Below are 26,431 nucleotides of genomic sequence, written 5' to 3'. Positions count from 1 at the left end.
CATTAATATTTATACTTTTCTTGGCATACATTAATAAAATTATCCAGCAATGTTGAAGCAATGCTAATTGCCATGGATGGGCGGCCAGGCAAGTTATCATATCGATACCATCCAGCCTCTTCAATTTCATTTTTGTCTATTACAAGATCACCAGAGGCATATTCCGCGGTGAATGCAAGCATTAATGAATCGGGAAATGGCCAAGGCTGCGAGCCAAAGTAGGATAAATTTTTTATTTCTAGTCCTATTTCTTCTTTTACTTCCCGATGCACAGCGTTTTCAAGACTTTCTCCTGCCTCAACGAAGCCGGCAATAAGACCATAAATCCCTGCTGAAAAATGCGAGCTTCTTGCCATCACTAATTGATCGCCTTTATGGATGAGCACAATAATGGAAGGCGAAATCCTTGGGAAGAAACTGATACGGCAGGAGAGACAAGTTCGCTCAAAGTGTTTATTTTGATGAATAGTACGTGCACCACAACGTCCGCAAAATTGGTGGTTTTTATCCCAGTTAATAACAGAATAGGCTTTAACGCCCATGCCATATTCATCCGGGGTCAATAGTGATAACGCTTGGCGTAAGGAAACAGCATTAAATTCATTGAAAGCACTCTGTTTTGCATGTATTTCAGCGCAAAAATATTCTGTATCTTTCAACATCCCCAGTTGAAAACTTCTTGTAAAGTACGCCGATAGGCATGCAATGTCATTTCCATTTAGTAACGTATTATTTTTACTTAACAATACAGAGTCATTATTTTGAATAATCAGCCAGCAAGATTTATCTTGCGAAGTTTGAATCATACTAAATACTCTTTCAATTTTACTGACCGTATTATACAGCAAGCATAGATTGAGTTGGGAGACGTGGACTATGATAATGATTTAGGGCGGCAAGCATCGAATGTCATGATCCGTAAAGATAAATGGGAAAAACTAACAGATTGGATGAGCAAACTTCATATTAATGAAGCGGATCTTATCGAAAAATTTATCCTTGGTCGTGGTAAGGGCGGGCAAAAATTGCATAAAACGGCTGCCACCGTCTATTTGAAACATTGGCCATCCGGAGTAGAGATAAAGTGTCAGGAATCCAGAAGCCGTGAAGATAACCGCTATTTTGCAAGAATGCGACTTTGTGAAAAATTGCATTCAATCTTAAGAGATGAAAAAACAAAAGAGCAGCAAAGAATAGAAAAAATAAAACGCCAAAAGAAAAGACGTTCAAGACGAGCTCAACAGAAGATGCTGGATGAAAAGTCCAAGCAAGGCCAAACAAAAGAGTTAAGGAAAAAGCCACAATTCTATGACTAGATTCTCCATAGGCATTAATTAATTAATGTTTGGGCCAAAATTAGTATAAAAAAGCAGGTGTTGTAATAACGCTGGCACAATAGTTATAAAAAGTTACAATGAATGACAATAAAATAAAATTTTTGTTTTTTACCCAGCGGATTAAAAGTGGATAAAAATAAATCTATCTTTAGTTGTATTTTTATCGTGTTGTTTCTTTTTTTGAATGTTTGTATGGCATCTCCTATACAAGTAGGAATAGTGCTAGATCCTCCTTTTGTGATGGAAAACCAAGGAAAATATTCGGGAATATCCATCGCAATTTGGGAAACTGTTGCAAAAGCAGCAAAACTGAATTTTGAATATCAATTATTTGCTAATGAAATGGCAGTTATTCAAGCTTATAAGAACAAGAACATTGACGTCATTGTTTCTCCTATACCGGTTACTTTTAATTTAATTAAATCATTATCTTTTTCCAGACCGTACTTTATAAATACAATTGGTATAATTTCAGCTAATAAGTTACCCAGAATCTCAGCAGTGTTTAAAACATTAATTCACACCATCATGCCATTTTTGCTTGTTTTTTTGATAGTGACGGTGTTGTTTGGATTAATAATGGCCATCTTTGAATATTATTGGTATAAAAAAAATTGGTTTGAGCATTTTTTATATGCTTTTTTAAATTCATTAAGTGCTTTATTTTCGTTAAATTATATTTTCTATCCAAAATCAAAATTAATGTTATTTTTCAGTATATTGTGGTTATTAATGGGATTATCTTTCATCTCTATGTTTTCGGCAACGGTTACTTCCACCATGTTAATTGCTCATACGAATATAGGCTTGAATACGGAAGCCATCAATGAAGAAACCAATAAACATATAGCCATCAGGAAATTTTCGCCGTTGATTGATATTTTTAAAGAAAATAAAATTCAAATAACCTACATTACGACGTTAGAAGAAGGATTAAACTTATTAGAGAATAAGCAAGTCGATAGTGTGATAGCAAATTACGCCTCTATCAAATATGTTTTTCATAATCAGTTATATCGTTATAGCTTGCAAGAGTTTGTTTTGGGATCAACGGAGTTGGCTTTTGCTGTGCGAGATCCAAAGACATTGCAGACAATTAATGAAGCCCTAACTGAGTTGCAAGACAAAAATGAGATATATGGTTTATGCAAAAATTTTATAAATAATGATGCCAAATTTTGCCTTATATAAATCATTGCAAGATCAATGCATCCATAACACATGGGTGCTCTCTATGAGTGAATTATTTTTAAAAAACTAAGGAACGCCGTTACTTTTAATAACCGGAAAAATTCCTAGATATTTATAAAAAAGCATCACTATGAATGCCTGAAGAAGGCACACCAGCAAGAAATGCCTTTGTTTTTAATGCATTGGTTGTTTCCTTGGGCCCGCACACATACACCTGAGTATGAGTGGTATTGGCCAAATGTTTCAGCAATTGCTGGTTAATATTGGCTTCTGGATAACGGCCATTGCTTTTTAATACACAAGGGATGTAATTAAAATTCTGGTGAAAGATGGCCAGTGTTTCAAGCTCTTCACTATAATAGATGTCTTCATCAATACATCCTCCGTGAATTAATGTAATTTTTCCTGGATGGTGTTGGCTGAGCGCATCCTTGGCAATGGCAAGCAGTGGTGCTAGTCCAGTGCCTGTGCCGGCAAGCAGGATATCAAAGGATTTTTTTTCAAGATTAATATAATAGCATTTACCAAAAGGACCTCGGATATGAACAAGCGTATCAACCGTTGCTTGCTCACGAAGCCATCGACTCATTGCGCCTTGTGGTTGAAGCTTGATGTGTAATTCAATATAACCTTCTTTAGCAGGTAGATTAGCAATGGAATAACTGCGACCGATTGCATCCGAATTGATGAAATTGAGATATTGGCCGGGCGTCCAGTGATTAAGATTTTCTGTGAACAATTTAACTTTAATGACATTGTACGTCAGATTGGTTATTTCAGTGATCATAGCTTCTTGGTCACATTCAGAGGTCTCTGCTGCGCTTAGATGGAGGTTAACAGAAGGTTTTGCCTGGCAGGCCAGGAAGTAACCTTGGGCTTTAAGCGTGTCTGGAAGGCCTTCCTGCCATTGGGGCTCCATAACGGATTCTGTCGTTTTAATCAGGCAAGCTTGACATACACCAATGCGGCAGGAATGTGGATGATCAATGTTATGACGTAACAAACATTCTAAAACAGACTCTCCATCCTTTATAGAGCAGGTTTGATTATTGTAGATAAGTTCTGGCATGGTATCATCGATCCAAAACGTCTGAACGAACACTGTTGGCAATGGCGGCCACTTCTTGGATGTCAGCTTCACTGGCTCCCAGTTCTTTTAATGTGGCACCCAGATGGGCAATGATAATATCTACATGCGAATCATTGAGACCTTTTTTCAGTAAATGTCGATGTCCCTCGCGCATGTTTTTCCCTGTATAGTGATTGGGTCCACCAAATACCATCGTTAAAAATCCTTTTTGTTTGATGATTTGCTGCTCCATATCCACCTCATCAAAAAAATAATTTACCCGATCGTCCAGCAGGATTTTACGATAGAATATATCAACGGCAGTATTGACCGCGTTTTGACCGCCTAGACGTGTAAAAAGCGACTCAGACATGATAAACTCCTTAAAGATGTATTTAAAATACATCTTATAAAAAGAAATAATACGCGTCAACAAATAATTTTCGAGATCCTTATGCAATTGACTCAGTTTACGGATTATTCATTAAGAGCTTTGATTTATGTTGCTTTGAAAAAAGAGCTATGCACCATTAACGACATTGCAAATGCTTACCATATTTCATCCAACCATTTAGTCAAAATTATTCATAATCTTGCTAAAATGGGACTCATCAAAACCACCAGAGGAAAAAGTGGTGGAATATCCATAAATGCAAATCCAGTGGATATTAATTTGGGTGACTTGGTTTTAAAGCTTGAACCGCATTTTGATTTGGTTCCTTGTTTTAATCGGGAAAAAGCCAATTGTTGCATCGCGCCTGCTTGTAAATTGAAACGAATTTTATATGAGGCTAAGGAACAGTTTATGACTGTTTTAAAAGGGTATACGTTGGCTGATATTCTTGATAATAAAATGGAATTACAACTACTACTTAATATTCACAACTGAAATTAACGGCTCATTCTTTAAATTCAGGTCGTTTTGGCCAGGATTCAAGAACTGCTTTCAGAACTCGGGCATGATTATGTTGTTTATCTTTTGCTGCGTAAAACAAGACAAGGTCTGAATTTTGAGCTTTCTCCAGAATGTGTGTAATTAGTTCTGATTTGTCTTTGAGTTCATTGATGTATTTGTCGGCAAATTCAACCCATTTATCTGGATCGTGATTAAACCATGTTCGTAAAGAAGGGCTTGGCGCGATGTCTTTTAACCATACATCAAAGGCGAGAGCTTCTTTCTTAAGACCACGAGGCCATAACCTATCTACCAATAACCAGACGCCTTTTTTGGAAGATGGCGGTTCGTATACTCGACATAGCTGTATATTTCTCATGAGTCGTTTTCTCAGGCATCAAATTTTAATTAGTTATGCCAGACAAAATCAAAAGACACAAGGCCATCGACGCCATTTACCATGCGCGGAATGACTTCACGTTGAGAAAACTCCAGACGTATTGGGTCAAGTAAAAAAGCTTTTTGCGCGGCTGTGTCAATAAAATCGGTGACTAAAGCGTGAGTATATCCTTTATTACGCCCTTCCTCACTCTGATATTTTCCCCACGTGTAAGCCAATCGCCCAGGCAAGCGCGCAGAAATTTTATCTAATTGAGCGTAAATGTCAGCGATGGTTGCATCCGGGATATCACTACGATAAGTATAAAGCACTACGTGTCTAATCATCTTTTTCATCCTTTTTCACTACAAAAAATAAAATAAAAGTAATCACACAAACGCAGGTAAGTAACAGAAACAATGGAACAGGATTGGTAATGTTCAAATGCGAGCCTATCGCTGTTAGAATGGAAGCGATACAAAACATAAAAGCACCTAATAGCGCTGATTCCGCACCAGCAATTTGAGGGAAAGGAGCCATTGCTCCAGAGGAGCCAGTAGGAACTAAAAATCCTATACCAAACATGAAAAAAATTAACGGTGCGATCAACGTATATAAGGTAAAATGCACTGCATTCACATTGACGAGCAGACCAACAATCATGGATAAAATGCCAAAGAGAGAGCCAAATAAGATTAATTTTGATAATGCAATGTCTTTGGCCAAATACCCACTTACAAAGGAACCGGATAAATAACCGAGCGCTGGAATTCCTGCAATCCAGCCATATAAAGACGGTGATATGCCTAGTTTGTTAACTAATAAGAATGGCAGCGTGCTTCCTGTGGTAAAAATAGCAGCAAACCCAAAGCCGGCAATCAATGTAAATCCCATGTAGTTGCTGCTGGTCAATAATGTCCAATATTTTTTAAAGATGACGTTAGGACGGCGCGCTGTCGGATCACGCAGAGCCAGGGTTTCTGGCAGAAACATAATTTTTAAAGCCAGTAACAGCAGAGCCACTATAGTAAGCACGTAAAAACAGGACTGCCAATTAATGTATTCCACTAAATACCCACCAATCACGGGCGCGATTAATGGCATTGAACCTACAAACACACTGATATAACTAAGCTGGGCAGTTAACTTAGAGCCGCTATAAATGTCACGCATTAAGGCATATCCTACGGCATTGGCGGCTCCAATACCAAGACCTTCAATGAGACGACCAGCCAGCAATGGGGAAATGTCCGTGGCCAGAGCAGAGATGATGCTGCCTATGCTAAAAATGCCTAAGCCAAATAGCAAGTTGATCTTGCGGCCAAAGGCATCGGACAACGGACCATACAGCAGCTGAGATAAACTAAAACCAATTAAAAACAGAGACAATGATAATTTCATCATTGCTCCCGTGGTATGCAAAGACTCCGTAATATTGGGCATGGCGGGAAGATAAAGCGTACTGCCTGCGTTACCCAAGGCGATGGCTGCGATAACCATCACTGAAATTGATAGATTATTTTGAGCTTTCATAGCTTGTTTAAACGGATGAACTGTCCTTGGTATCCTTATGATTGTTATCATAACGAGTTTAAAATGACATGGCTAATGTTAAATAGGTATGGAATGAAAAATATTGGCTTATTGTATTAAGTCGGGTCTTGTGTTTAATTCTTCGTACACAAATTTATCCACAGAATTTCTGAATAAACAACAAGGGGTTTAATTTTTTATAACTTATTGTATATATTAAATTTTATGAATTAATAGCATGAGGCTGAGAATTATATAAAGGTTGTCTCGATAAAGATATTCACAGATTGGTTTTGGAGCCTGTCTGCGGAGCACCAGGTTAAATCTTACCAGAGAAAATTTAAAAAATAGTCTTGACGAGTAATTATTTTTTGTTATCAGGACAGATTAGCTAATTGCTTTACTTTCTCAACAAAGTGTGGTCCAGGATCATTTTTATCGGTTTGATAGTGAGGGTCTTGTTCAAGCCAAAGAGACGTTTTTTTGAATTTTAAATAGTCATTATGGCCGATAATGTAATTTATTTCCGGATATTTTTTCTTCAAATAACAAACTAAAAATGCGTTTGCCTTGGCTTGTGCTTCCGTGAGATCGTCCCTTCCATCGATTCCACCGACATTTTCAATACCAATCGCATAATGGTTTAAGCCTATGACATGCCTTGCCATCCAGGTTTCAGGCATGAGTTGATAAATACTGCCATCACGATCGACTAAAAAATGACTGGACACATTCAAGGCGCCCGGCAACTCTTTTTGCCGTGGCGAATTCTTGGGAAAAGTCGGGGAGTTAAAGGTGCGAAAGGTCGCCTCGAATGTGGGAATGCATGTCCAATGCAGCACGATCATTTTTGGTTCAATATCAATCGATTTTGAATCAATGCCATAATGGATTAATTGATATTCTCGTGTTAAAGCAATACGTTGTTTATCAAATTGAATGGGTGCCTGCTGAATGACTTGAGGATCATGACAAGAAAAAGCGTGCACTAACGAACTGGTAAAGAATAAAAATGGTATAAAGATTTTCATGGTGTAGATAGTATCACAAATGCACTTGTATTAAACCCATAACTTATACATAGGACAAGACAAGCACAGGCGGAAATGCCACAAATAAATAAAGTAAGGACACACGTGGTTTGTCGTGAGGCAGTTTTTTTATAATCATGCTTTTTATCGATTTAAAAGCCACATAATAATGATGATTACAATACTGATAACGATGGATGTGGTTATGGGGAAATAGAAGGTAAAATTTCCTTTGCGAAGCAGGATATCTCCAGGCAAGCGACCCAAGCCGGCTTTTTTAACCCAAGGCCAGAATAACCCTAGCAATAAAAAAATAATTCCAATAATTATTAGAATTTTCGTAACTCCCCACGTCATCCCGAGTGCAGCGAGGGATCTCCAGCAACTGGCAGGTATTAAATTAATGTAAAAAACACTTGAAAAATTATGCGGTTATGATCAAATAGCTGCATGAAAGACCATGAACAAATCATCACAACGCTTTTGGCAAAGATTGCTGAACTGGAAAAAATCGTAGAACAGCAAGCTGCACGAATAGCAGAGCTGGAAAAACGACTGAACAAGAATAGCAGCAACAGCTCAAAGCCCCCCCTCAAGTGACGGGTTAGGCAAACTACGCCGTACGACATCACTACGTGAAAATGGGAAACGTAACAGTGGTGGCCCAAAAGGCCACAAGGGCGAAACGTTAAAACAGATTAAATCACCAGATGTTGTCAAAAACCATGTATTGCTAACATGCCCGGATTGTTATGGTTCATTAGTTTCAACGCCGGTGATTGGAATTGTGAAGCGCCAGGTTTTTGATATTCCACTACCCAAAATTGAAGTCACGGAACATCAGGCTGAAGTAAAATATTGCGAGTGCTGTAATAAAACGATAACAGCAGCATTTCCTGCAGGTGTTCTTGCCCCTGTCCAATACGGTGAAGTTATTCGTAGTTGGAGCGTGTATTATCAATATCAGCATTTTATTCCAGAAGACAGGCTGCAACAGTTGTTTTATGACCTGTACGGAATTCAACTGGCTACTGCAACACGGACTGGATATAACCGGATTGCCTTTGATACATTGGCATCATTTGAAGAATCGGTATTGTCTGCAGTCAAAACTGCTGCCGTAAAAAACCTGGATGAAACAGGGTTTCGTGTGGCCGGAAAAACACAATGGTTGCATGTGGCATCGACTAAAACGGCAACTTATTATCACATATCTCCAAAACGAAAATCATTACTGGATGGCCTTTCAGGTACCGTCATTCATGATCACTGGAAAAGTTATTACAATTTGGGAGGTGTGGAGCATGCCCTATGCAACCAGCATCACTTGCGTGAATTAAAAGCAATAACCGAGCATGACAAAGAACCATGGGCACAGGCTATGACCCGACTATTACGTGTTGCTCTTCGCTGTCGTCATTTTAATGCACATCATGCAATACCTGTTGCTCGCATCAAGCGGTTGACCAACATCTACAAGAAGATTATTCGAGATGGGCTGGCGTATCATGAAACGCTGCCGCCATTGCCATGCAAAGGCAAACAGGGTCGACAACCTCGACGGACAGGTCACAACCTCTTGTGGCGTTTATTTCATTACAAACAAGACGTTTTACGGTTTCTTCATGATCTGGCAGTTCCATTTACCAATAATGATGCTGAGCGTGATTTACGAATGATGAAATGCAAACAAAAAATATCCGGTGGTTTTCGGACCGCTCAAGGCGCTGAACAATTTGCTCGTATCCGAGGATTTATCAGTACGATCCGTAAACAAGGATTAAGCATTATCAGTTCCATCCAATCTATATTTTCTGGTACTATCCCTGTGTTATCAGGAATCTGAGATAACAATACAGTCCAACAGAGCAAGGAATAGTATATGCATACGGAGTCTTACGTTTACCTTCTGACCAATAAACACAATAATGTTTTGTATACCGGTGTTACCAATGATTTGATACGCCGTGTTTATGAACACAAAAATAAACTGGTGGCTGGATTTACCCAAAAATACAATGTGGATCGACTGGTTTATTTTGAAGTTTGTTCAGGCATCGTCATGGCTATTGAGCGAGAAAAACAAATCAAAGGGTGGTCTCGAAAAAAGAAGCAGGATTTGATTAATGCATTGAATCCTGAATGGAACGATTTGTATCCATCGCTACTTTAAAAATTGTGCCACTGCAGGCAGATCCCTCGCTGCACTCGGGATGACGTGGGGAGTTACGAATTTTCTGCATTGCTCATGGTTCTCCTTGAACATTATCCATCAAGATACACGTACGGAAACTATTTTTTTAACACCATAAAGTAGGCAGCCACATAATTGGGTAAATGGCGATTGGCTTGATAAAAATCTTTTTGCCCGGCATAACTGCCTGTTAAAAAATCCACTTGATATAAGTTATCTTGGAATGCTCCGCCTGTGTCGGCGAAAATACCGGCGCGCGTTATCATCTTTCCTGTCTGGTCAGGGTATTGCACCATCAACAGTTTTCCCAGGCCAAACTGCTCGATATCTGCTGCAAACGTAACCTCGCTATCGACTGTGATTTTATGTTCCGCGTCTTTACCATAGCCTTTAATGCCGTCTACCTCCTTAAAATACCAGTAACGCTCTTGGGCATAAGGATGTTTGGTTTTATCGTAAGAAACGTTATTGTGACGATGAACATTAAACGTTTTTATTTGATTACCAAAATTTGCCACAAGCGTGCCTTGCAAGAGTGCTGCTTCTAAATCATCTCGAGTTATATAAGCCAAAACGGGGACATTGTTGTTAACCAATGCGCCTTTTAATATCGCCTGTTTCCCATATTGAAAACGGGTGAGATTAGGATTAGCGTTTGCTATTTCAAGTGACATAAGTTCTTCATCTTTAGGAAGAGCATGCAAGGGAAAAGGGTAAGCTGAGGTTGGGTGGGTGGATGCTTTGGCAAGATGAACGTAATATTTGGTCATTAAAATTTTGTCTTTAGGTAAGTTGGCAAGCAGTGGTTTTGTCGCGGCAAGACGTTTGGCCTGTTCTAAATCTGGATACCAACGAATAAAATCAAAATGTTTTTTAATAAAAGCAGGATCATTCAGTTGATGTTGATGCTGACAAATAAATGCCAAAGTTGCTTTGACTTGCAAAAGGGGTACTTTAAACACTTTGCCTTCATGAATGACGGAAGGATCATAGTGAGTGCCTTTATTTAAATAAGCCAGAGTTTCTTTAGCCGTTGCGCACAGGGCTGGGCCATTTATGACGTAATAAGTGGCAGGTAATGGTTCTGCAGGAGTAAAACGAGGGGCAGCCATGGCCTGGATGCTGGCCAGCAAGCTAAAGACAAAAATTCTTATGGTCATTGTTCAAGACGATGTTACCGTTGAAAGCAAAATTATACCATTTCTAGCGAGTTGAAGTCTTTACAACTCTTAATAGTTACTGGTTTCTTTAGTACTCCTGTTAACATCCTCTTTTCATTCAAAAGAATGAGATTAGTAAAAGTCGAGTTTTGTTGAAGTACTGGACGGGGTGTATTTTGTTCCGTAGTTCCTATTGATTTTTAAAAATCGTTTTAATTTGCCTGATGATAGATAATCAAATTGTGTCACTTCAATGATATTAACTTTAGGTTGCAATAGACCAGCTTCGCTTAACTGTGTTGCAATGACTTCTTGTAATTTAATTTTATCAACGAAACCTTTCGTTAAAATTCTAATATCTGCTCCCTGTTGCGTTTGTACAACCTGATATTCTTGAATATTTTTTTCTGCTAATAGCAACCTCACAAAAAGAGAATGATTTATATAGATGTTTGTTGAGTAAATAAAATCAAATTCAGAGCGCCCTCCTGGAGCAACAATAAGCTGATGCTGTATTCCGCAATCGCAAGTTTTATTTAAAAATCGCAGATGATCAGAGGATTCATAACGAATTAATGGAAGGGTATAATTATACAAATTGGTTATATATTGTTTGTTGGACAATACACCTTTAGCAATCGGCTTGTTATTTTCATCAACGGGTTCAACAATACAAAAATCCTCATTTAAATGCATCTCATCATGATTGGCACGGCAATTCAACCCGACTATTCCCTCCGTTGAGCCATATATATTAAAGACGTTTGCATCAGGCCATGTTTCTTTTATTGAGATTTGGAATGGTTCATAGTGTGTTTCTGAACTAACGAAAATAATTTTAGGTCGAATGGTTAGTCGTCCAACATGGGCTTCTTGGCATAATTTATAAATAAAAGAAGGCATTGATGAGATAATATCAGGTTGAATTTGATTAAGATCAGCGCAAATTTGATTTAATGGAGCTGTCATTGGAAAACAATAATTGTCGTTGACATTGAATTGAAAGGATTTGATGAAAGCATAAGTTGAGAATCTTGTATTTCTTGTAAAAAAGAAAACAACCTTGAGTTTTTGGGCTTGATTAATGAGAAGCTGAGTGCGTTCGTGATTGTATAATGGGTAGCGTGTAAAGCAAGTATAATAGGTATTCCACTCATCCCAGTCCAAAATAAAAACGCCTCGTTTACCGCTGGTTGAGCCTGTTGTTACTACATGATAGCGATCAAAAAGATATAATGTGTCGATGTCATGAGTTTTTTGTTCAAGGTGTTTTTCAACAAGCTCTAATGATAGGCTGCGATCGGTGACTATTGCATCCCAATTGTTCATTAAGATGGATTTGTTTATGGTAGGCAACTCATTTAAACGTTGTTCTGTGAAGTTCTGAATATCAATATGAGCCAGTGTTTCTTGATACCAAGGTGAATTTAATTTTGCATAACTTAATAATGACCTCAGGCGCTCATCACGTATTTGTTGAAGTTGTTGCTTCGAATAAAACAACCCATCGTAATGTTCTTGATAGTTTTCTAAGAAATATTGGGTTTGCTTAGAAATCAGTTCCTCAGTCAGCCGTCTTTTATTAGCCCCCCAACTCTTTCTGGATAAAATTTGATATAATTTGTGAAATAAGTTATAGACGGCCATCAAGTTCCACCTGCACTTAGAGCAAATCATCTGGTTTTGCATAAGCCCTAACCATTAATGTATAGCATATATAGCGGGAAGTAAAAATGACCAGGGTTTGATGGTCATTTGATTCTAAATAGCCTATATTTAAAAAGACTTATTAGTGCCACTAGGGGCATGGATGGCTTCAAATAATGGATACGAATTACCACTTAAACACAGTTGCCATGGTCGGTATGGCTGTAAAATTTCCAGGAGCCAATGATCTTGATGGATATTGGGACTTATTGAAGTTTGGCAAAGAAGCGATGGTTCCTTTAATTAACTTTCAAACGCCGAATCCAGATTTTATGTTGGAAGATCGCCACTATATATTGTCACCCAGTTTCAAGGTTTCCAAGGTGGGGAAATCTAAGGAATGAACTCATGCTATATCCGATCCAGAAAAAACATTTTTCCATTGGAGAATTATATTTTGTTAATGAATTTGAGGTTCAGTTTTTAATTTATGAAATTTTTCATCAACTGACTTACTTATCAGATTTTCTTACTTTACATCCTGACTCAGTGATTGTTGATGTAGGTGCAAATATTGGTATTTTTTCTTTATTTGCCATTAGCCAATGTAATGGTAACGCACAAATATATAGTTTTGAGCCCATTCCTGCCACCTTTCAATGCCTGGAAAAAAATTTGGCTTCTCATAAAAATATTGCGAAAATTTATAATGAAGGAATTTCTAACGTTACTAATGATTGTTATAGAGATTTTACTCTCTTTGGCAAAGATTTTGCGACGGCAACTTACAGAAAAAAGGATAAGCTTCTCTCAAATTATGCCCCATTATTAAATTATACTACTCTATTAGAAATCACTAAAACCACTAATAAGACATTATATTACCAATTAAAATACCTGCTATTTATGCGACATTATTTAGTAAAAAAAATTACAAGAAGCAAACTTTGGAAACCAAAGTCAGATGTAAATTGACTTCTTTAAGTCATTTTATTGAAACCAATCAGTTAAATCGTATTGACTTTCTAAAAATAGATGTAGAAGGTGCAGAAATGGATGTGATAAAAAGTATTCATCCGAAACAATTTTCTATGATTAAACAATGTAGCATAGAAGTTCATAATATAGACAATCGAGTAGCAACACTTGCAGATTTTTTACGTGAGCAAGGTTTTTCCATCAAGGTTTGTAAAAACCCCATGTTTGAAAGTTTAGGGTTTAACCATCATATGGTTTACGCTAAAAAGGAGTAATAACAGGGGCTTTTATGGCAGACCTTCATTTTAGTTATATAAATGAGCAAAAATTACCCTTACTCCTACAGGCACAGAATGAGACGCAAGCTCATAGTCATTATTTGGTACAATTTCTTAAGAAGGAAAATACGGCATTTAAAGAGCATTTACTCAAATACGGTGCTGTCTTATTGCGTGGATTTAGGGTGGACTCTATTGAGAAATTTTTAGAGATAATTAATGCGTGCGACTTGGGTTCACACAATGAGTACGGCATATGTACAATACCGCGCCATAAGCTTGCAGAAGGAGTCTATGTTTTTGCAGAACCTTTTCCGGGCGATATCCCTGTGCATAATGAAAAATCCTATGAACATGATTTTCCAACCCATATGTATTTTAATTGCATGCATGCAGCAAAAACTGGAGGACATACTCCTTTGGTTGACGGGCACAAATTATGGCTTTCTCTTCCTGAGGACATACAATACAAATTACAGTCCAAAGGAATTCTCTATAAACGCTATTATTACGGCAATAGCATCCGGCACAAATTCATTCGCACACTAGATAAAAGTCTTTTCTGCAAAACATGGATGAACGCATTTCAAACAAACGATAAAAATGAAATAGAACGTACGCTTAAAAAAATGGGGCATCAATTTAAATGGACAAAAAAAGGTGATGGTTTAGTGACCCAAATAACCTTGCCTGCCGTTCGTAATCATCCCGTGACTGGCAAAGTCGTTTGGTTCAACCAAAGTAATCACAGCAATGGTTTTCTCTACCATAGAGATTTCATCATCAATAGCAATATCAAAAATCCTTTTGCGCGTTTTATCTTAATGCATATGAACATTCTGCCTTATGTTGCTTTTTATGGGGATGGTCAAATGATATCAAAACTGGAAACTGACATAATAAACGATGCTATTGCCAGAAACACCGTATCAACCGCTTGGCAAGAAGGCGATGTCATGGTTGTTGATAATTATTCTTGCTTGCATGGGAAAACAGCACATACAGGGAGTAGAACAATACTCGTAGGATTAACAAAAGACCAGCCCCACGTTAATTGACCAAACACTTCTCTCGTAATAAATAACAACGCTATTACTATAGAAATGCAAAATACTATTTCAGTATTTTTTGTTCTGTTGGCTTTTTTTGTGCTATTAAATAAGAAGGAGCGTCTTTGTAAATTCATTGCGAACATGCTTTATTAGCGATGTTTCGAGCTGTGATACGCCTCTAGTATGATTTTTAAACAGGAGACAATGAAGCCGATAGAAAACAATATCTCACAATAAATGGAATAGGTGTTGTAATATTTTAACGCGACTTTAGCAGTATCCTATGATTTTTCTTGGTTTTTTCAATAATTATCCATGCATAAGTCCAGTCATTGCGAACCTGTCTTATTATTGCTATGTTCATTTTTTCTTAGTATCGCCTCCTTACCCAGGCATTATTGGGAGCACTTAAGTGGTTAAAAAAAATCGAGAAAACGACGTAAAAGATGTTCTTGATGAGCCAATTGCAATCATTGGAATGAATTGCCAGTTTCCTGGAGTGGAGACAGATATTGAGGATGTTGATGCACTTTATAAAATGTTAATTAAAAAACAAACTTCTATTAAAGAAGTTCCCAAAGATCGTTGGAATATTGATGAATATTATGATACTGACAGGAAGAAAGCCGATAAAATAATTAGTCGGAAAGGAGGTTTTTTAAATAATATCCAGTTATTTGATGCCGCTTTTTTTAAAATATCTACTGCTGAGGCAAAACAAATTGACCCGCAGCAGCGTCTTTTTTTGGAAGTCGCAATTCGAGCTTTAAACCACGCGAATATCCCTTTTCATTCATTAAACGATTCTAGTACGAGTGTATACTGTGGCATTTCTACCCATGAATACAGTCAACTCAATTATAAAGACAATATATTGTTTAATGCTTTTACCCCAATCGGGATAGCCAATAGTGCTGCAGCAGGAAGACTGTCCCGGTTTTTAAATCTAAAAGGGCCAAGCATGGCAGTTGATACGGCATGCTCGTCTTCATTGTCTGCTCTTTATCTTGCTGTCTTGGCATTAAAAAATCGACACTGCTCCATGGCTATTGTTGGTGGTGTTCATCTTGGTCTTTGTCCAGAAAGTTTTATGGCTTTAACCAAAGCAACCTTGTTATCAGCCTCTGGCCAATGCAGCAGTTTTGATGTTAGTGCAGATGGTTTCGCACGCAGTGAAGGTTGTGGAGTCATTATCGTCAAACGATTAAATGATGCCATAAAAGACCACAACCACATTTATGGGGTTATAAAAAGCATTGTCATGAACCAGGATGGTGAGGGACTATTAGCCGCTCCTAATATAAGAGCACAAATTGCCTTACAGCAAGCAGCATTGAAACAGGCCCACTTGGAAGCCCATGATATTGATTATATTGAAACGCATGGAACAGGTACTGTGGTTGGTGATACGGTGGAATTTAATGCCATTCAATGCGTCCATCAAGGTCATCATTCTAAAGACAGGCCACTGGTGATTGGCGCATTAAAAAGTAATTTGGGCCATACCATTTCTTCTTCTGGTATTGCCTCACTAATTAAAGCCTTATGTGCCTTAAAATATGAAGCCATTCCTCCTAATTTGCATTACTCAACGCCTAATAAATCCATCGAGCCGGAAAGCATTCCGGCTCTTTTGCCTCTTGAGACGATTCCTTTTATTAAACGTAAACACAAAAAGCGATACGTGCAAATATCCAATTTTGGCTTTAGTGGCACGAATGTGGGCATTGTTCTTGAAGAGCCGCCAGAGATTGAATTAAAGTCCACTATGGCGGAGAACGCTGCACCCTATTGTTTTGCTGTTTCAGCACACAGCGAATATTCATTAAAACAGATGATGGCGCATTATGCACCGTACTTGCGAGAGTCTCCCGCAAGCTTGGGGGATATTTGTTATACCTTAATAAATTGCCGGGACCATTTTAAATATCGCTGTGCCATTATCGCCAATGATAAAGAAACACTTATTAAAAGAATTGAATCCGAAGACTATGAGCTGAAAAAAACAGTCATAAAAAAAGATATTGAAACCATAGCGCCGGATGCCAATCAAATTTATGAATATTATTTGTCAGGAGCCAATATAAGGCTGGATGTGGCCGATACTCAATACAATAAGGTTAATTTACCGCTGTATCATTTTGATAGAAAGCCTTATTGGCATGAAGCAAGAGAACATACGAATACCTCTCACTGGTTGGATAACTTATATCAGCAGTCTAAAGAACAACAAATAGAAACAATCAAAACAAAGATCCTGTCGCAACTACAAACTCTTTTGAAAAAAGAGCATGTGGATGAATATCAGGATTTTGAAGCCTTAGGTCTTACCAAACCATTCATGGAGACGTTTGATCATCACTTGCAAGCGATGTTTTCTCCGCGGCATAAAATACCTCCTTCATTGTCCTCATCTAGTTTAACGGTAGATAAATTGGCGAGGTATTTACAGCAAGTCATTATGCCTGCCCCTGTTCATCGGCAACCGGTCATTCATATCTTGGATGTTGAACCTATTGCTGTTATTGGCATGAGTTGTCGTTTTCCAAAAGCGGCTAACATCGATGAATTTTTATCGTTATTAGCACACGGTGAAAGTGGTATGGCTGATATTCCTTTGGAGCGCTGGGATAATGATAAATATTATGATCCCGAGAGGGATGCTTTGGGTCGTTTGTATATCAAACAACTTGGCCTAATCGATGATATAAAAAATTTTGATGCGGAGTTTTTCAATATCAGTCCTCGTGAAGCTAAGTTTATGTCGCCGCAATTACGTGTGTTTCTGGAGACAAGCTTTCATGCCATAGAAAATGCAAATCTGGCGCTTGATGTGATTAAAGACAGTAAAACAGGGGTTTTTGTTGGGGTTGGAACCAATGAGTATCCACGCGTGTTAGCGAATCAAGGGGTGGGTTTAGACGATCTGAACATTTACTTTGCCACTGGGAATGTATTAAATGCGTTGGCAGGACGTGTTGCTTATGCTTTTGATTTTAATGGTCCAATACAGGCAATAGATACGGCTTGTTCTTCATCAATGACCGCCATCCATAATGCTTGTCTCTCCTTGCAGGCCGGTGATTGTGATATGGCTCTTGCTGGGGGTGTTAATATATTACTGACGCCGGACTCCAATATTACGCTATCCAAAGCCAGGATGTTGTCGCCTGAGAGTCGCTGTAAAACATTTAGCGAAGATGCTGATGGCTATGCGCGCAGCGAAGGATGTGGCGTGATAGTACTCAAGCGTTTGAGTGCGGCAATTAAAGATAAAGATAACATTCTTGCCGTGATTAAAGGCTCTGCCGTGAACAGTGACGGTAAGAGCGGTGGTTTTACAGTTCCTAATGGAATAGCACAAGAGGAAGTGATTCGTAGCGCTCTTGCCAAGTCAAACTTGTCGCCAAAGGATATTGATTACATTGAGGCGCATGGCACAGGCACGTCTTTAGCAGATCCGATAGAAGCCAATACCCTGACTAAAATTTTTAGTGACTCTCACAGCCCAGATAATCCTCTTTATATAAGCTCGGTAAAAACAAACATCGGCCATTGTGAAAGTGCTTCAGGGATTGCCGGTGTTATCAAAGCGGTTTTAAGCTTACAAACTCGACAATTATTCATGCATCTAAATTTCAAAAAACTCAATCCAGAAATTGAATTAAAAAATGCGGTTATTCCGTTAAATAATATCGATTGGCATAAGAAAGAGGGGTTAAGGTATGCAGGGGTCAGTTCATTTGGATTTAGCGGTGCCAATGCCCACCTGATTTTGCAAGAAGCTCCTGCCAAAGAAAAAGTCGCACGCACACTTCCCCAAGAGTCTTTGTTAGTTCTATCGGCAAAAAGTAGACCTGCTCTTGAATTATTACTATCAAGTTATCAACAATATCTAGCAAATACTCAAGATGAGTTTGCTGATATATGTTACACCGCAGCCACTTGCCGCAGTCATTTTCTGGTTCGAGTCGCGATTAAAGCGAATTCTGCTAAACAGGCGGCAGCTATGCTTGCCCGGCATGCATATACCATCCATCAAATTAAAAAAGAAAAAGATTTGATTCAGCAACCGTCCACACTAGAGCAACTGCAAGCAGTTTATCAGGAAGGTGGTGTTATTAACTGGCTGGGATTTTATAAGACTTTTGGTGATGGGTTTGAAAAGGTCAAATTACCTTTATATGAATTTGTTCGTGTAAGACATTGGGTGGATGATAGAGACAAACTCAAAGAGATACCAGTGCCTAAGGAGTGGGCCTTTCAGGTGCAATGGGAGGCTGTGGCTCTTGATAGGAATAATAGCAAAATACAAGGAAATACATGGCTTTTAATTGGCGCTAAGCCATTAGCTGCTGGTTTTAGGGCGCAAGGATTGCAAGTTATCTTAGAAGATGAGTCTTATTCATTAGATAAGCTCAGTGGAATTATTTTTGCAGCAAGTCTAGAGCCAGCTTCGACAAACGATATTGACGTGATGATTGATTTTCAAAAAAACGTCATAAAAAAACTCTTAAATTTGCTTAAAGAATTAAATAATAAAGCCGTGGAGTTGCAATTAATTGTGCTAACGACCAATGGCATAGCAGAACTTCCTGCGGGTAACTTAAATCTTAGCAATGCTCCGCTTGTCGGATTTTGTAAAACACTGGTTTTAGAATTGCCTCAATATCATACACTTCTCATCGATGTGGATAACGCTGGCGATGAACATCATGCAGGACGGGTGGTTGCCGAAATAAATCATAATCATGGTGACTGCTACGAACACATCATCGCCTATCGCAATGATAAGCGCTTGGCTGCCCGTTTAAAAAAAATCACGTTGACTGAGAAAAAACAGACGTTGAACAGTAAGGGTCGTTATTTAATCACGGGCGGTTGCGGTGATTTGGGTCTTGTCACAGCCCAGGCTTTATTATCAGCGGGGGCAAGAGAGTTAATTCTTATCTCAAGACAGGTGGATAAACCTGGACTCAAAGAATCCATCAAGAAGATTCAATTGACTTATTCGGATGCAACCATTCGCCCCCTTAGCCTGGATGTCAGCAATAAAGAAGAACTGCGTCATTTATTGTCAGAACTGAACGAGGATGGTTTATTAAAAGGCATCATTCATGCTGCAGGGGTTGCCATTAAAGCTCCTTTGCTTGCACATCAAGACGAAAATGTTGACTATTTATTTTCTGCCAAGGTCAATGGCGGGTGGTATTTGCATGAACTTAGTCAGGGTTGCAATCTTGATTTTTTTGTTGTTTATTCCTCTGTTTCTTCTTCCTTTGGAAGCAATAAAGAATCCGTCTATGGCGCTGCCAACAGCTTTTTGGATGCTTTAATGGCTGAACGCCGACGTTTAGGATTGGTTGGGACCACTATCCAATGGGGACCTTGGGGCGAGATTGGCATGGCAAAACAGCGCTCTCGCAATCAAGATTTAAAACGAGCCTTGATTGATAAAGAGCAAGGGTTTTCATTTATTAAGATTCTTATCAATGGCGAGCTTGAACACGCGACCATCATTTCTCCTGACTATCTTAAGTTCATGCTGGATTTTGTGCCCAAGCCGTTACCGGTATTTCATAAATGTTTGGTGGATGAGCTGACGTCGGTTGAGCCCATCAGCCAAAATCTGTCACCGTGGGTCAGTGCCTATCTTAAACTTGACGATCATAGAAGATTTAAGGCTTGCAGGGATATGGTATCTGATATTTGCAAAGAGATTCTGGAGTTATCAGCAACAGAAGATTTAAACGAAGATGACGGTTTTTTTGAAATTGGCTTTGATTCCCTGATGATAACAGAAATGGCAACAGCGCTTAAAAAAAAGCTGGAGCCGCATCTTAAGATAACCGTCTCTATTGGCTTTAATTACCCTTCCATTAACAAACTGGCAAAATACATTGAATCTGAGCTTAATGACTATTTAGTTAAAGAAAATGGCTCCCCATCAACACCTTTGTTGGTAGACAGTGCCATTGCTGTGATTGGTATGAGCTGTTCATTTCCTAATGCACCGGATATTACGGCTTTTGAATCACTGCTTGAAAAAGGATTAAGTGGCATTAAAGATATTCCAATGGAGCGTTGGGACAATAGAAAATATTATGATCCCAATAAGGAAGCGCCGGGAAAATCTTATGTTAATAAACTTGGATTAATAGAGCATATCAAGCGGTTTGATGCAAATTTTTTTGGCATTAGTCCTCGTGAAGCAAAATTAATGGACCCGCAGCAACGGATTTTTTTGGAATGCTGTTATAAGGCTTTGGAACATGCAAATTATCCTTCTGAGGCTTTACGCGGCAGTCTAACGGGTGTGTTTGCTGGTGTAGGTCCTAATGAATACTATGCCCAATTAGAAAAATCAGGGTTTTCTAATGAGGAACTCAGTGCTTATTCCATCACGGGGAATGTATTGAACCTTATCCCGGGACGGGTTGCTTATACGTTTGATTTTAAGGGGCCGTCCATTAGTGTTGATACAGCTTGTTCTTCTTCCTTAGTAGCAATTCATTATGCCTGCCAGAGTTTGAAGAATCACGAAATCGATTACGCACTGGCTGGTGGTGTAAATATCTTATTACTGCCAGAATCAAATATTACTTTATGCAAAGCCAATGCATTATCGCCCGATGGTCAATGCAAAACGTTTGATGAAAAAGCCGATGGTTATGCCAGAGGTGAAGGGTGCGGAGTGGTATTTCTTAAGAGGTTAACCGACGCCATACGCGATAATGATCACATTCTGGCTGTTATCAAGGCGTCTGCAGTGAACAATGATGGTAAATCCGCGGGTTTAACCGTGCCTAACGGGAAAAGCCAGGAAGAAGTCATGCTGAAAGCGTTGAGTCAAACAACCTTATCACCCGATGACATCGAGTATATTGAGGCGCATGGAACAGGTACTCCTTTAGGCGACCCCATCGAGGTTCATGCCATTAACAATGTTTATGGACAGCAACGCAGCGTTGAGAATCCTTTATACCTCGGTACAGTTAAAACAAACATCGGCCACCTTGAAAGTGCTGCCGGTGTTGCTGGTATGATTAAAGCCATCATTAGCTTACAAAAGAAGAAAATTTATAAACATTTAAATTTTAATAAATTAAATCCAGCTATAAAAATAAATAACGCACGCCTCGCGTTGCAAACGATGGATTGGAGTTCTACAAGACTGAAATGCGTAGGCGTCAATGCATTTGGCTTTAGTGGTACCAATGCGCACGTCATCTTACAAGAGTTTCCCGAGCATGCAGAGCAAGTCATACCCAAGCCTACTAAAACATATTTGCTCGTTTTGTCGGCCAAGACTAAAACTGCCTTGGATAAGTTGGCTCGTCATTATCAGCACTATTTAGCCACCACACAGCATGATTTTGGCGATGTATGTTTTACCGTCGCCACTTGCCGCAATCATTATTCTTGGCGATTGGCCATGATCGCTTCAAGTTGTGCTGAAGCCAGCCGCAAGTTAAGTGCGGGTCAGTTTGCCTTATCCCATGAAAATAACGTTTTTGACTTGCATGAGGATACGGTACTTAAATCATTAATGGCGAATTATTTACAAGGTGGACAAATAGATTGGACATCTTATTATAAAATCAGTCGTTATGAATTTACAAAAGTTACGCTGCCTAATTATGCGTTTGATGATACTGAGTTTTGGTTGGATAAAAAGGGGAATAATGCCGCATGTATGAATGTAGTGCACCCTCTGCTAGGACAAATGCTGTCATTACCCAATCATGAATATTTATTTAATCAAACACTGGATTTGGAGGTTTTAACTTATATCAAGCAATCTTGTGTATTTGATAAGATGGTTTTGCCTGTCTCTGTCTATGTCGAGTCTGGTTTGGCAGCGGCTAAGCTTGTATTGAAACAAAATACTATCCGGATTGAACCATTTCATATTAAACGTCCATTCTATCCCAAACAAGTCCAAGAGCTTCAGTTACAGGTCAAACCAATTGGTTTGGAAAAATACAAAATTAATGTCTTTGCAAGACAAGCGGAGCATTGGTACTTACTGTCTGATATGGAAATAGGCTCACCATTATCATCGAGTCTTAATTCGTTGAATATAGATGAATTAAAATCCTCCTTTAGGGAACGGATGGAGTCATCACAACTGTATGACTATTTTAAAAAACACTCTTTATGTTACAGCGAGGAATTTCAGGTTTTGCAAGAAGCCTATATTAAAAGAGACAGCATACTCTCTAAAGTGAGGGTGAAGCGCGATCATGGAGACGGCTATTATTGCCACCCGCTTGCCTTGGAAGGCGTTATGCAAAGCCTCTTACTGTTGGGGATGAATGATTCTGACTATAAAACGTATATGCCCTATGCGTTTAAACAGATGACCACCTTTCAGGAAATCCCACGACATGTATGGGTGTATGTAAGCCAACAAAGTTCAGAGAGTGAGAATGAACGTTGCTTTGATATTAAATTCTACGATGATTCAGGCCTGCTGATAGGGGATATTGAACAACTTAAACTACGGCCAATCACTCGCAATCAGTGCATTTCTTATGAACCTCTATTACAACAACTGTATCAGATCCAATGGGATCCTTTTAAGCTAAATACTTCAGCGCAAGCATTTGTACCAGAATTATTGGTTATCGCTAAAGATCCAGAGAAAGCGAAAACTGTATTAGCCGGCCTTCCTTATCAATGCGTCTCTAATCTTGATGAGGTGAAGAACGTTGAGGATAAAAATATCGTTTTTCTGTATGAGCAAACACAATTCAATGAATTATTTCATTGTTGCCAAACCTTGTTTAAATCCAAACCCAATTGCTTTATTTTGGTGACTGAACAGGCTTATGCAGTGAATGATAAAGATAAAGTCAATCCGTATCATACAATGGCCAGCGCGTTTTGGAAAAGTTTTAGTAATGAGTTTGAATTTCCCCATAATTATACCGTTGATTTGGGCGTAAAGAATACTTTATCTGAGATATTAAAGTACTTGTTTACCGCCAATTATTCTGAGAACCAATTTGCTGTTAGAGATTCAATTTATATACCCAGATTAAGGAAAACTCCGCTCCCTGCCAATGTTGGACAACAGGAAATACTGTTTAAGAGTGATGCAAGTTATTTGATTACCGGTGGTACTGGCGGGATAGCCAAGGTATTAATTACCTACCTCATGCAACGAGGTGCTAAACATATTGCTCTTATAAGCCGCTCGGGGGGCGGCGATATAAAAAATTTGCTTGAAACAGCAAGAAAAGAACAAGTGTTTATTAAACATTACCAAGCGGATGCCAGTAATTATCAGCAAATGGAAAAGATCATTGCGGATATTGAACAAGGTTCTAAACCTCTGCAAGGTGTGTTTCATCTTGCAGGAGTTGTCCAGGATGGTTTGCTTATTAATTTAAGCGATGAAGCAATACAAACGGTCTTAAGTGCGAAAATGGATAGCGCCCTTATTTTGCATCAATTAACCCAAATGATCCCATTGGATATGTTTGTTTTATTTTCATCCTCAGCCTCTATATTGGGTGCCAGAGGACAAGCCAATTACGTCGCTGCCAATGGATTTCTAGATGGATTAGCTCATTTGCGACGACAGCAAGGCTTACCAGCCATTGCAATTAACTGGGGGCCTTTTCAAGCGATGGGAATGACGGCTCATCTGACTCAGGCTTTAGAGCACCATGGTTTTACCTTATTGGATAAAGAGGGTATTGAACTTCTTGATGTTTTATTGAGAAGTCAATTGCCTCAGATTGCTGTGTGCCCGGTAAACTGGGAACTTTATTGTAAATACTCACCAAAGCAGCCATGGTTTTCAGAACTTATTAAAAATCGGCCAGCCACCAATCAGCACTTTTTAAACGCACTTCGCCAACAGCCGACGGAAGCATATATTCCCAGGTTGAGCCAGGCTTTACGGGAAATTACGGCAGAAGTGTTAGCACTCGATGATGCCAATCAAATCAATGTAGACGATGGATTATTTTCATTAGGACTGGATTCATTGATGGCGATAGAAATCAGAAATCGGATCCATGACAAATTACAATGTCCAGCGCTTACTTTATCCATAGAGTATTTTATTAATGAACCAAGCATTGGCAAAATCGCTAAAAATATTGCCGATGAATTACACCATGTTCTTGATAAGAATCCAGATAAACTGGAAGAAAACTGCATTCAAGAAGAAATTGCCTTGTGTGATTTTCAATACACATTTTGGGTGCTCAATAAACTCGATTATGCTTATAACATTGGTACACAGTTGCAGATAAATGGCAAACTGAATAAAGAATATGTTCGTCAAGCTTTTGAATTTGTTATTGGGCAAAATAGTGTTTTTTGGTTGCAGTTTAACAAAGAAGTGCCTGTGCAAGTATTAAAGAAGCAAGGACAATTTGAATTAATTTATAATGATATGTCTTTAAACCATGACGACAGGGTGTTGCAGCAAGAATTTTATAACAATATGCTGCGCCTTATTCCTTTAACAAAAGGTCCGTTGATTAGAGTATACCTTTATAAAATCAATAGTGATTTACATGAATTACACATGATGATACCGCATATCATTGTGGATGGGCCCTCGTGCGATCTTGTGTTCAATCAATTTAAAAAACCTATGAAATGCTAATGCTTGGAAAAAAGCTGATTGCAGAACCAGAACGAGAAACCTTTCTCAATTTTGTTAAGAAAAATAATGATCTCTACGCAAAAAATCTGGAGGATAAAATTAATTTTTGGCGCGAGTATAATAAAGGTTTTAAGATGTTGTACCTTGGACGTGAACATTATAATACGGTAAATGCGAGCGACGAACTTCATTATTTATTCCATTACGCTATTGATTCCCAACGGGTGCAGCAATTTATAGAATGGCATAGAGCAAACAATACTAATATCAGCACAGGATTGCTTGCTGTTTGTCATCTGGCTTTTTACAAACTGAGTCGTCAAAAGAAAATGCCAATTATTCTGATTCATAGCGGTAGAGAAGGCAGTCAATATAATGCGGTTGTAGGGGTGTTCTCAGAATATAAACGAATAAATCTCAGTTTAAATGAACATGAATCATGGATTGATTTTATAAAACGGATTGAAAAGCAACAATTAAAAACGGCGCCTTATCAACCATGCTCTCATGTCATCAAAAATAGTGAATTCAAAGGCGCTGGATTAGCCATTCGCCATTATTTGTTTTACGTATGGAACAAACTTTTTCTGACGAAACCATTTAAAAAGAGTAAGCTCCATGCATTAGTCATTGATTATTATCTAAAGTATTTAAGTTGGGCGGAAGCTATTGGCAATAATACGCTAATCAAACAGCGTTTGCATAAGCTATTTAATTTAAAAATTGCGCCGCAAAAACCAGAAAGACTGCGAGTGCTTATTAACATTACACCTACTTTTTTTAGTAAAACAGCCGAAAATATGAGTTTTTGCAATCTTACTTATCAGTATCCTAACCATTTTGGCAGTGAAGATCGCCCCATAGGTAATCGTTCACTATGGATTTTATTTTCAAGGAATCAGAAAGGTGATTATCTAATTTCCATTAATGGACCATTAACGCAAGTCTGTCGAGATCAAATAGCCCGGGATATTAATAAAATTATTGCAAAATTTATAGATAATGACGAGCAATCCATGGCTGAGTTAATAGAGGAGTAAGTTGTTTTCGTCATCGT

At 38.5% G+C, this 26,431-nt stretch carries 20 protein-coding genes and 1 pseudogene; 11 read left to right on the top strand and 10 right to left on the bottom strand.

Annotated elements, in window-relative coordinates; translation table 11 throughout:
* Positions 1–2: 2 nt before the first annotated feature.
* Positions 3–806, bottom strand: coding sequence for an NAD(+) diphosphatase (gene nudC / locus LOA_RS11660; RefSeq protein WP_025386490.1), 804 nt, complete (start codon positions 804–806; stop codon positions 3–5).
* A 105-nt stretch (positions 807–911) separates the two neighbouring features.
* Here nudC and LOA_RS11655 point away from each other — a divergent pair, with 105 nt between their 5' ends.
* Both LOA_RS11655 and LOA_RS11650 read left to right on the top strand, forming a co-directional pair.
* Positions 912–1,316 (top strand): peptide chain release factor family protein, encoded by a 405-nt coding sequence (locus tag LOA_RS11655; protein WP_025386489.1) that lies wholly within the window; start codon positions 912–914, stop codon positions 1,314–1,316.
* 147 nt (positions 1,317–1,463) lie between these two features.
* Entirely contained in the window at positions 1,464–2,528 is a 1,065-nt protein-coding gene (locus LOA_RS11650) for a substrate-binding periplasmic protein (protein ID WP_147370135.1), read from the top strand.
* Between the two features lie 112 nt (positions 2,529–2,640).
* Here the strand turns inward: LOA_RS11650 and LOA_RS11645 are convergent, their stop codons facing one another.
* Positions 2,641–3,597 (bottom strand): 2Fe-2S iron-sulfur cluster-binding protein, encoded by a 957-nt coding sequence (locus tag LOA_RS11645; protein ID WP_025386487.1) that lies wholly within the window; start codon positions 3,595–3,597, stop codon positions 2,641–2,643.
* Between the two features lie 4 nt (positions 3,598–3,601).
* A complete protein-coding gene (locus tag LOA_RS11640; RefSeq protein ID WP_025386486.1) occupies positions 3,602–3,970 on the bottom strand; it encodes a group I truncated hemoglobin in 369 nt (122 codons plus the stop codon).
* An 81-nt stretch (positions 3,971–4,051) separates the two neighbouring features.
* Between LOA_RS11640 and LOA_RS11635 the strand changes: the two genes are divergently transcribed.
* Positions 4,052–4,486, top strand: coding sequence for an Rrf2 family transcriptional regulator (locus tag LOA_RS11635; protein WP_025386485.1), 435 nt, complete (start codon positions 4,052–4,054; stop codon positions 4,484–4,486).
* A gap of 10 nt (positions 4,487–4,496) precedes the next feature.
* Here the strand turns inward: LOA_RS11635 and LOA_RS11630 are convergent, their stop codons facing one another.
* From LOA_RS11630 to LOA_RS11610, 5 genes are all read right to left on the bottom strand, one after another.
* Entirely contained in the window at positions 4,497–4,871 is a 375-nt protein-coding gene (locus tag LOA_RS11630; RefSeq protein ID WP_025386484.1) for a DUF488 domain-containing protein, read from the bottom strand.
* Positions 4,872–4,900: 29 nt separating this feature from the next.
* The gene (locus LOA_RS13890) at positions 4,901–5,218 is read right to left on the bottom strand and encodes a Dabb family protein (RefSeq protein WP_025386483.1); all 318 of its coding nucleotides are present in this window, start codon (positions 5,216–5,218) and stop codon (positions 4,901–4,903) included.
* A complete protein-coding gene (locus LOA_RS11620; RefSeq protein WP_025386482.1) occupies positions 5,211–6,404 on the bottom strand; it encodes a multidrug effflux MFS transporter in 1,194 nt (397 codons plus the stop codon). The genes LOA_RS13890 and LOA_RS11620 overlap by 8 nt, the downstream gene beginning before the upstream one ends.
* 377 nt (positions 6,405–6,781) lie before the next feature.
* Positions 6,782–7,435, bottom strand: coding sequence for an N-acetylmuramoyl-L-alanine amidase (locus tag LOA_RS11615; protein WP_035895642.1), 654 nt, complete (start codon positions 7,433–7,435; stop codon positions 6,782–6,784).
* A gap of 144 nt (positions 7,436–7,579) precedes the next feature.
* A complete protein-coding gene (locus LOA_RS11610; RefSeq protein WP_025386481.1) occupies positions 7,580–7,792 on the bottom strand; it encodes a DUF2905 domain-containing protein in 213 nt (70 codons plus the stop codon).
* 93 nt (positions 7,793–7,885) lie between these two features.
* On the opposite strand from LOA_RS11610, the gene LOA_RS14780 reads away from it, so the two are divergent.
* From LOA_RS14780 to LOA_RS11600, 3 genes are read left to right on the top strand one after another with little or no spacing between them, the layout of a single operon-like run.
* On the top strand, positions 7,886–8,035 hold the full coding sequence (locus LOA_RS14780; RefSeq protein ID WP_162471551.1) for a DUF6444 domain-containing protein: 150 nt from the start codon (positions 7,886–7,888) through the stop codon (positions 8,033–8,035).
* Complete coding sequence (tnpC, locus tag LOA_RS11605; RefSeq protein ID WP_202961908.1) at positions 8,001–9,281, top strand: IS66 family transposase; 1,281 nt, start codon at positions 8,001–8,003, stop codon at positions 9,279–9,281. Before LOA_RS14780 ends, tnpC begins: the two co-directional genes overlap by 35 nt.
* Positions 9,282–9,317: 36 nt before the next feature.
* Positions 9,318–9,608 (top strand): GIY-YIG nuclease family protein, encoded by a 291-nt coding sequence (locus tag LOA_RS11600; protein ID WP_025386480.1) that lies wholly within the window; start codon positions 9,318–9,320, stop codon positions 9,606–9,608.
* Positions 9,609–9,727: 119 nt separating this feature from the next.
* Here the strand turns inward: LOA_RS11600 and LOA_RS11595 are convergent, their stop codons facing one another.
* Complete coding sequence (locus LOA_RS11595) at positions 9,728–10,789, bottom strand: MltA domain-containing protein (protein WP_025386479.1); 1,062 nt, start codon at positions 10,787–10,789, stop codon at positions 9,728–9,730.
* 132 nt (positions 10,790–10,921) lie between these two features.
* Positions 10,922–12,436 carry a phenylacetate--CoA ligase family protein gene (locus LOA_RS11590; protein WP_025386478.1) on the bottom strand — a complete coding sequence of 505 codons (1,515 nt, stop codon included), beginning with the start codon at positions 12,434–12,436 and terminating at the stop codon, positions 10,922–10,924.
* Between the two features lie 176 nt (positions 12,437–12,612).
* On the opposite strand from LOA_RS11590, the gene LOA_RS11585 reads away from it, so the two are divergent.
* From LOA_RS11585 to LOA_RS11570, 5 genes and pseudogenes are all read left to right on the top strand, one after another.
* Positions 12,613–12,840 (top strand): beta-ketoacyl synthase N-terminal-like domain-containing protein, encoded by a 228-nt coding sequence (locus LOA_RS11585; protein WP_025386477.1) that lies wholly within the window; start codon positions 12,613–12,615, stop codon positions 12,838–12,840.
* Positions 12,841–12,844: 4 nt separating this feature from the next.
* On the top strand, positions 12,845–13,411 hold the full coding sequence (locus LOA_RS11580; RefSeq protein ID WP_238551251.1) for an FkbM family methyltransferase: 567 nt from the start codon (positions 12,845–12,847) through the stop codon (positions 13,409–13,411).
* Positions 13,408–13,689, top strand: a complete 282-nt coding sequence (locus LOA_RS15590) for an FkbM family methyltransferase (protein ID WP_238551250.1) — start codon at positions 13,408–13,410, stop codon at positions 13,687–13,689. Before LOA_RS11580 ends, LOA_RS15590 begins: the two co-directional genes overlap by 4 nt.
* Positions 13,690–13,703: 14 nt before the next feature.
* Entirely contained in the window at positions 13,704–14,750 is a 1,047-nt protein-coding gene (locus LOA_RS11575; protein WP_025386476.1) for a TauD/TfdA family dioxygenase, read from the top strand.
* 406 nt (positions 14,751–15,156) lie between these two features.
* A pseudogene (locus LOA_RS11570) lies at positions 15,157–26,414 on the top strand (SDR family NAD(P)-dependent oxidoreductase).
* Positions 26,415–26,431: the final 17 nt, after the last annotated feature.

Origin of the sequence: Legionella oakridgensis ATCC 33761 = DSM 21215 (assembly GCF_000512355.1) — a bacterium.
Lineage (GTDB): Bacteria > Pseudomonadota > Gammaproteobacteria > Legionellales > Legionellaceae > Legionella_A > Legionella_A oakridgensis.
This window is presented reverse-complemented; position numbering and strand designations above follow the sequence as displayed.

What these genes read in the sequence shown, in the direction of transcription:
- LOA_RS14780 (WP_162471551.1), top strand. Translation starts at nt 7,886, where the DNA reads ATGAAAGACCATGAACAAATCATCACAACGCTTTTGGCAAAGATTGCT.
- LOA_RS11600 (WP_025386480.1), top strand. Translation starts at nt 9,318, where the DNA reads ATGCATACGGAGTCTTACGTTTACCTTCTGACCAATAAACACAATAAT.
- LOA_RS11610 (WP_025386481.1), bottom strand. Translation starts at nt 7,792, where the DNA reads ATGACGTGGGGAGTTACGAAAATTCTAATAATTATTGGAATTATTTTT.
- LOA_RS11655 (WP_025386489.1), top strand. Translation starts at nt 912, where the DNA reads ATGATCCGTAAAGATAAATGGGAAAAACTAACAGATTGGATGAGCAAA.
- LOA_RS11630 (WP_025386484.1), bottom strand. Translation starts at nt 4,871, where the DNA reads ATGAGAAATATACAGCTATGTCGAGTATACGAACCGCCATCTTCCAAA.
- LOA_RS11640 (WP_025386486.1), bottom strand. Translation starts at nt 3,970, where the DNA reads ATGTCTGAGTCGCTTTTTACACGTCTAGGCGGTCAAAACGCGGTCAAT.
- LOA_RS11620 (WP_025386482.1), bottom strand. Translation starts at nt 6,404, where the DNA reads ATGAAAGCTCAAAATAATCTATCAATTTCAGTGATGGTTATCGCAGCC.
- LOA_RS11595 (WP_025386479.1), bottom strand. Translation starts at nt 10,789, where the DNA reads ATGACCATAAGAATTTTTGTCTTTAGCTTGCTGGCCAGCATCCAGGCC.
- LOA_RS11590 (WP_025386478.1), bottom strand. Translation starts at nt 12,436, where the DNA reads ATGGCCGTCTATAACTTATTTCACAAATTATATCAAATTTTATCCAGA.
- LOA_RS11585 (WP_025386477.1), top strand. Translation starts at nt 12,613, where the DNA reads ATGGATACGAATTACCACTTAAACACAGTTGCCATGGTCGGTATGGCT.
- LOA_RS13890 (WP_025386483.1), bottom strand. Translation starts at nt 5,218, where the DNA reads ATGATTAGACACGTAGTGCTTTATACTTATCGTAGTGATATCCCGGAT.
- LOA_RS11645 (WP_025386487.1), bottom strand. Translation starts at nt 3,597, where the DNA reads ATGCCAGAACTTATCTACAATAATCAAACCTGCTCTATAAAGGATGGA.
- LOA_RS11615 (WP_035895642.1), bottom strand. Translation starts at nt 7,435, where the DNA reads ATGAAAATCTTTATACCATTTTTATTCTTTACCAGTTCGTTAGTGCAC.
- LOA_RS11635 (WP_025386485.1), top strand. Translation starts at nt 4,052, where the DNA reads ATGCAATTGACTCAGTTTACGGATTATTCATTAAGAGCTTTGATTTAT.
- nudC (WP_025386490.1), bottom strand. Translation starts at nt 806, where the DNA reads ATGATTCAAACTTCGCAAGATAAATCTTGCTGGCTGATTATTCAAAAT.
- LOA_RS11580 (WP_238551251.1), top strand. Translation starts at nt 12,845, where the DNA reads ATGCTATATCCGATCCAGAAAAAACATTTTTCCATTGGAGAATTATAT.
- LOA_RS11575 (WP_025386476.1), top strand. Translation starts at nt 13,704, where the DNA reads ATGGCAGACCTTCATTTTAGTTATATAAATGAGCAAAAATTACCCTTA.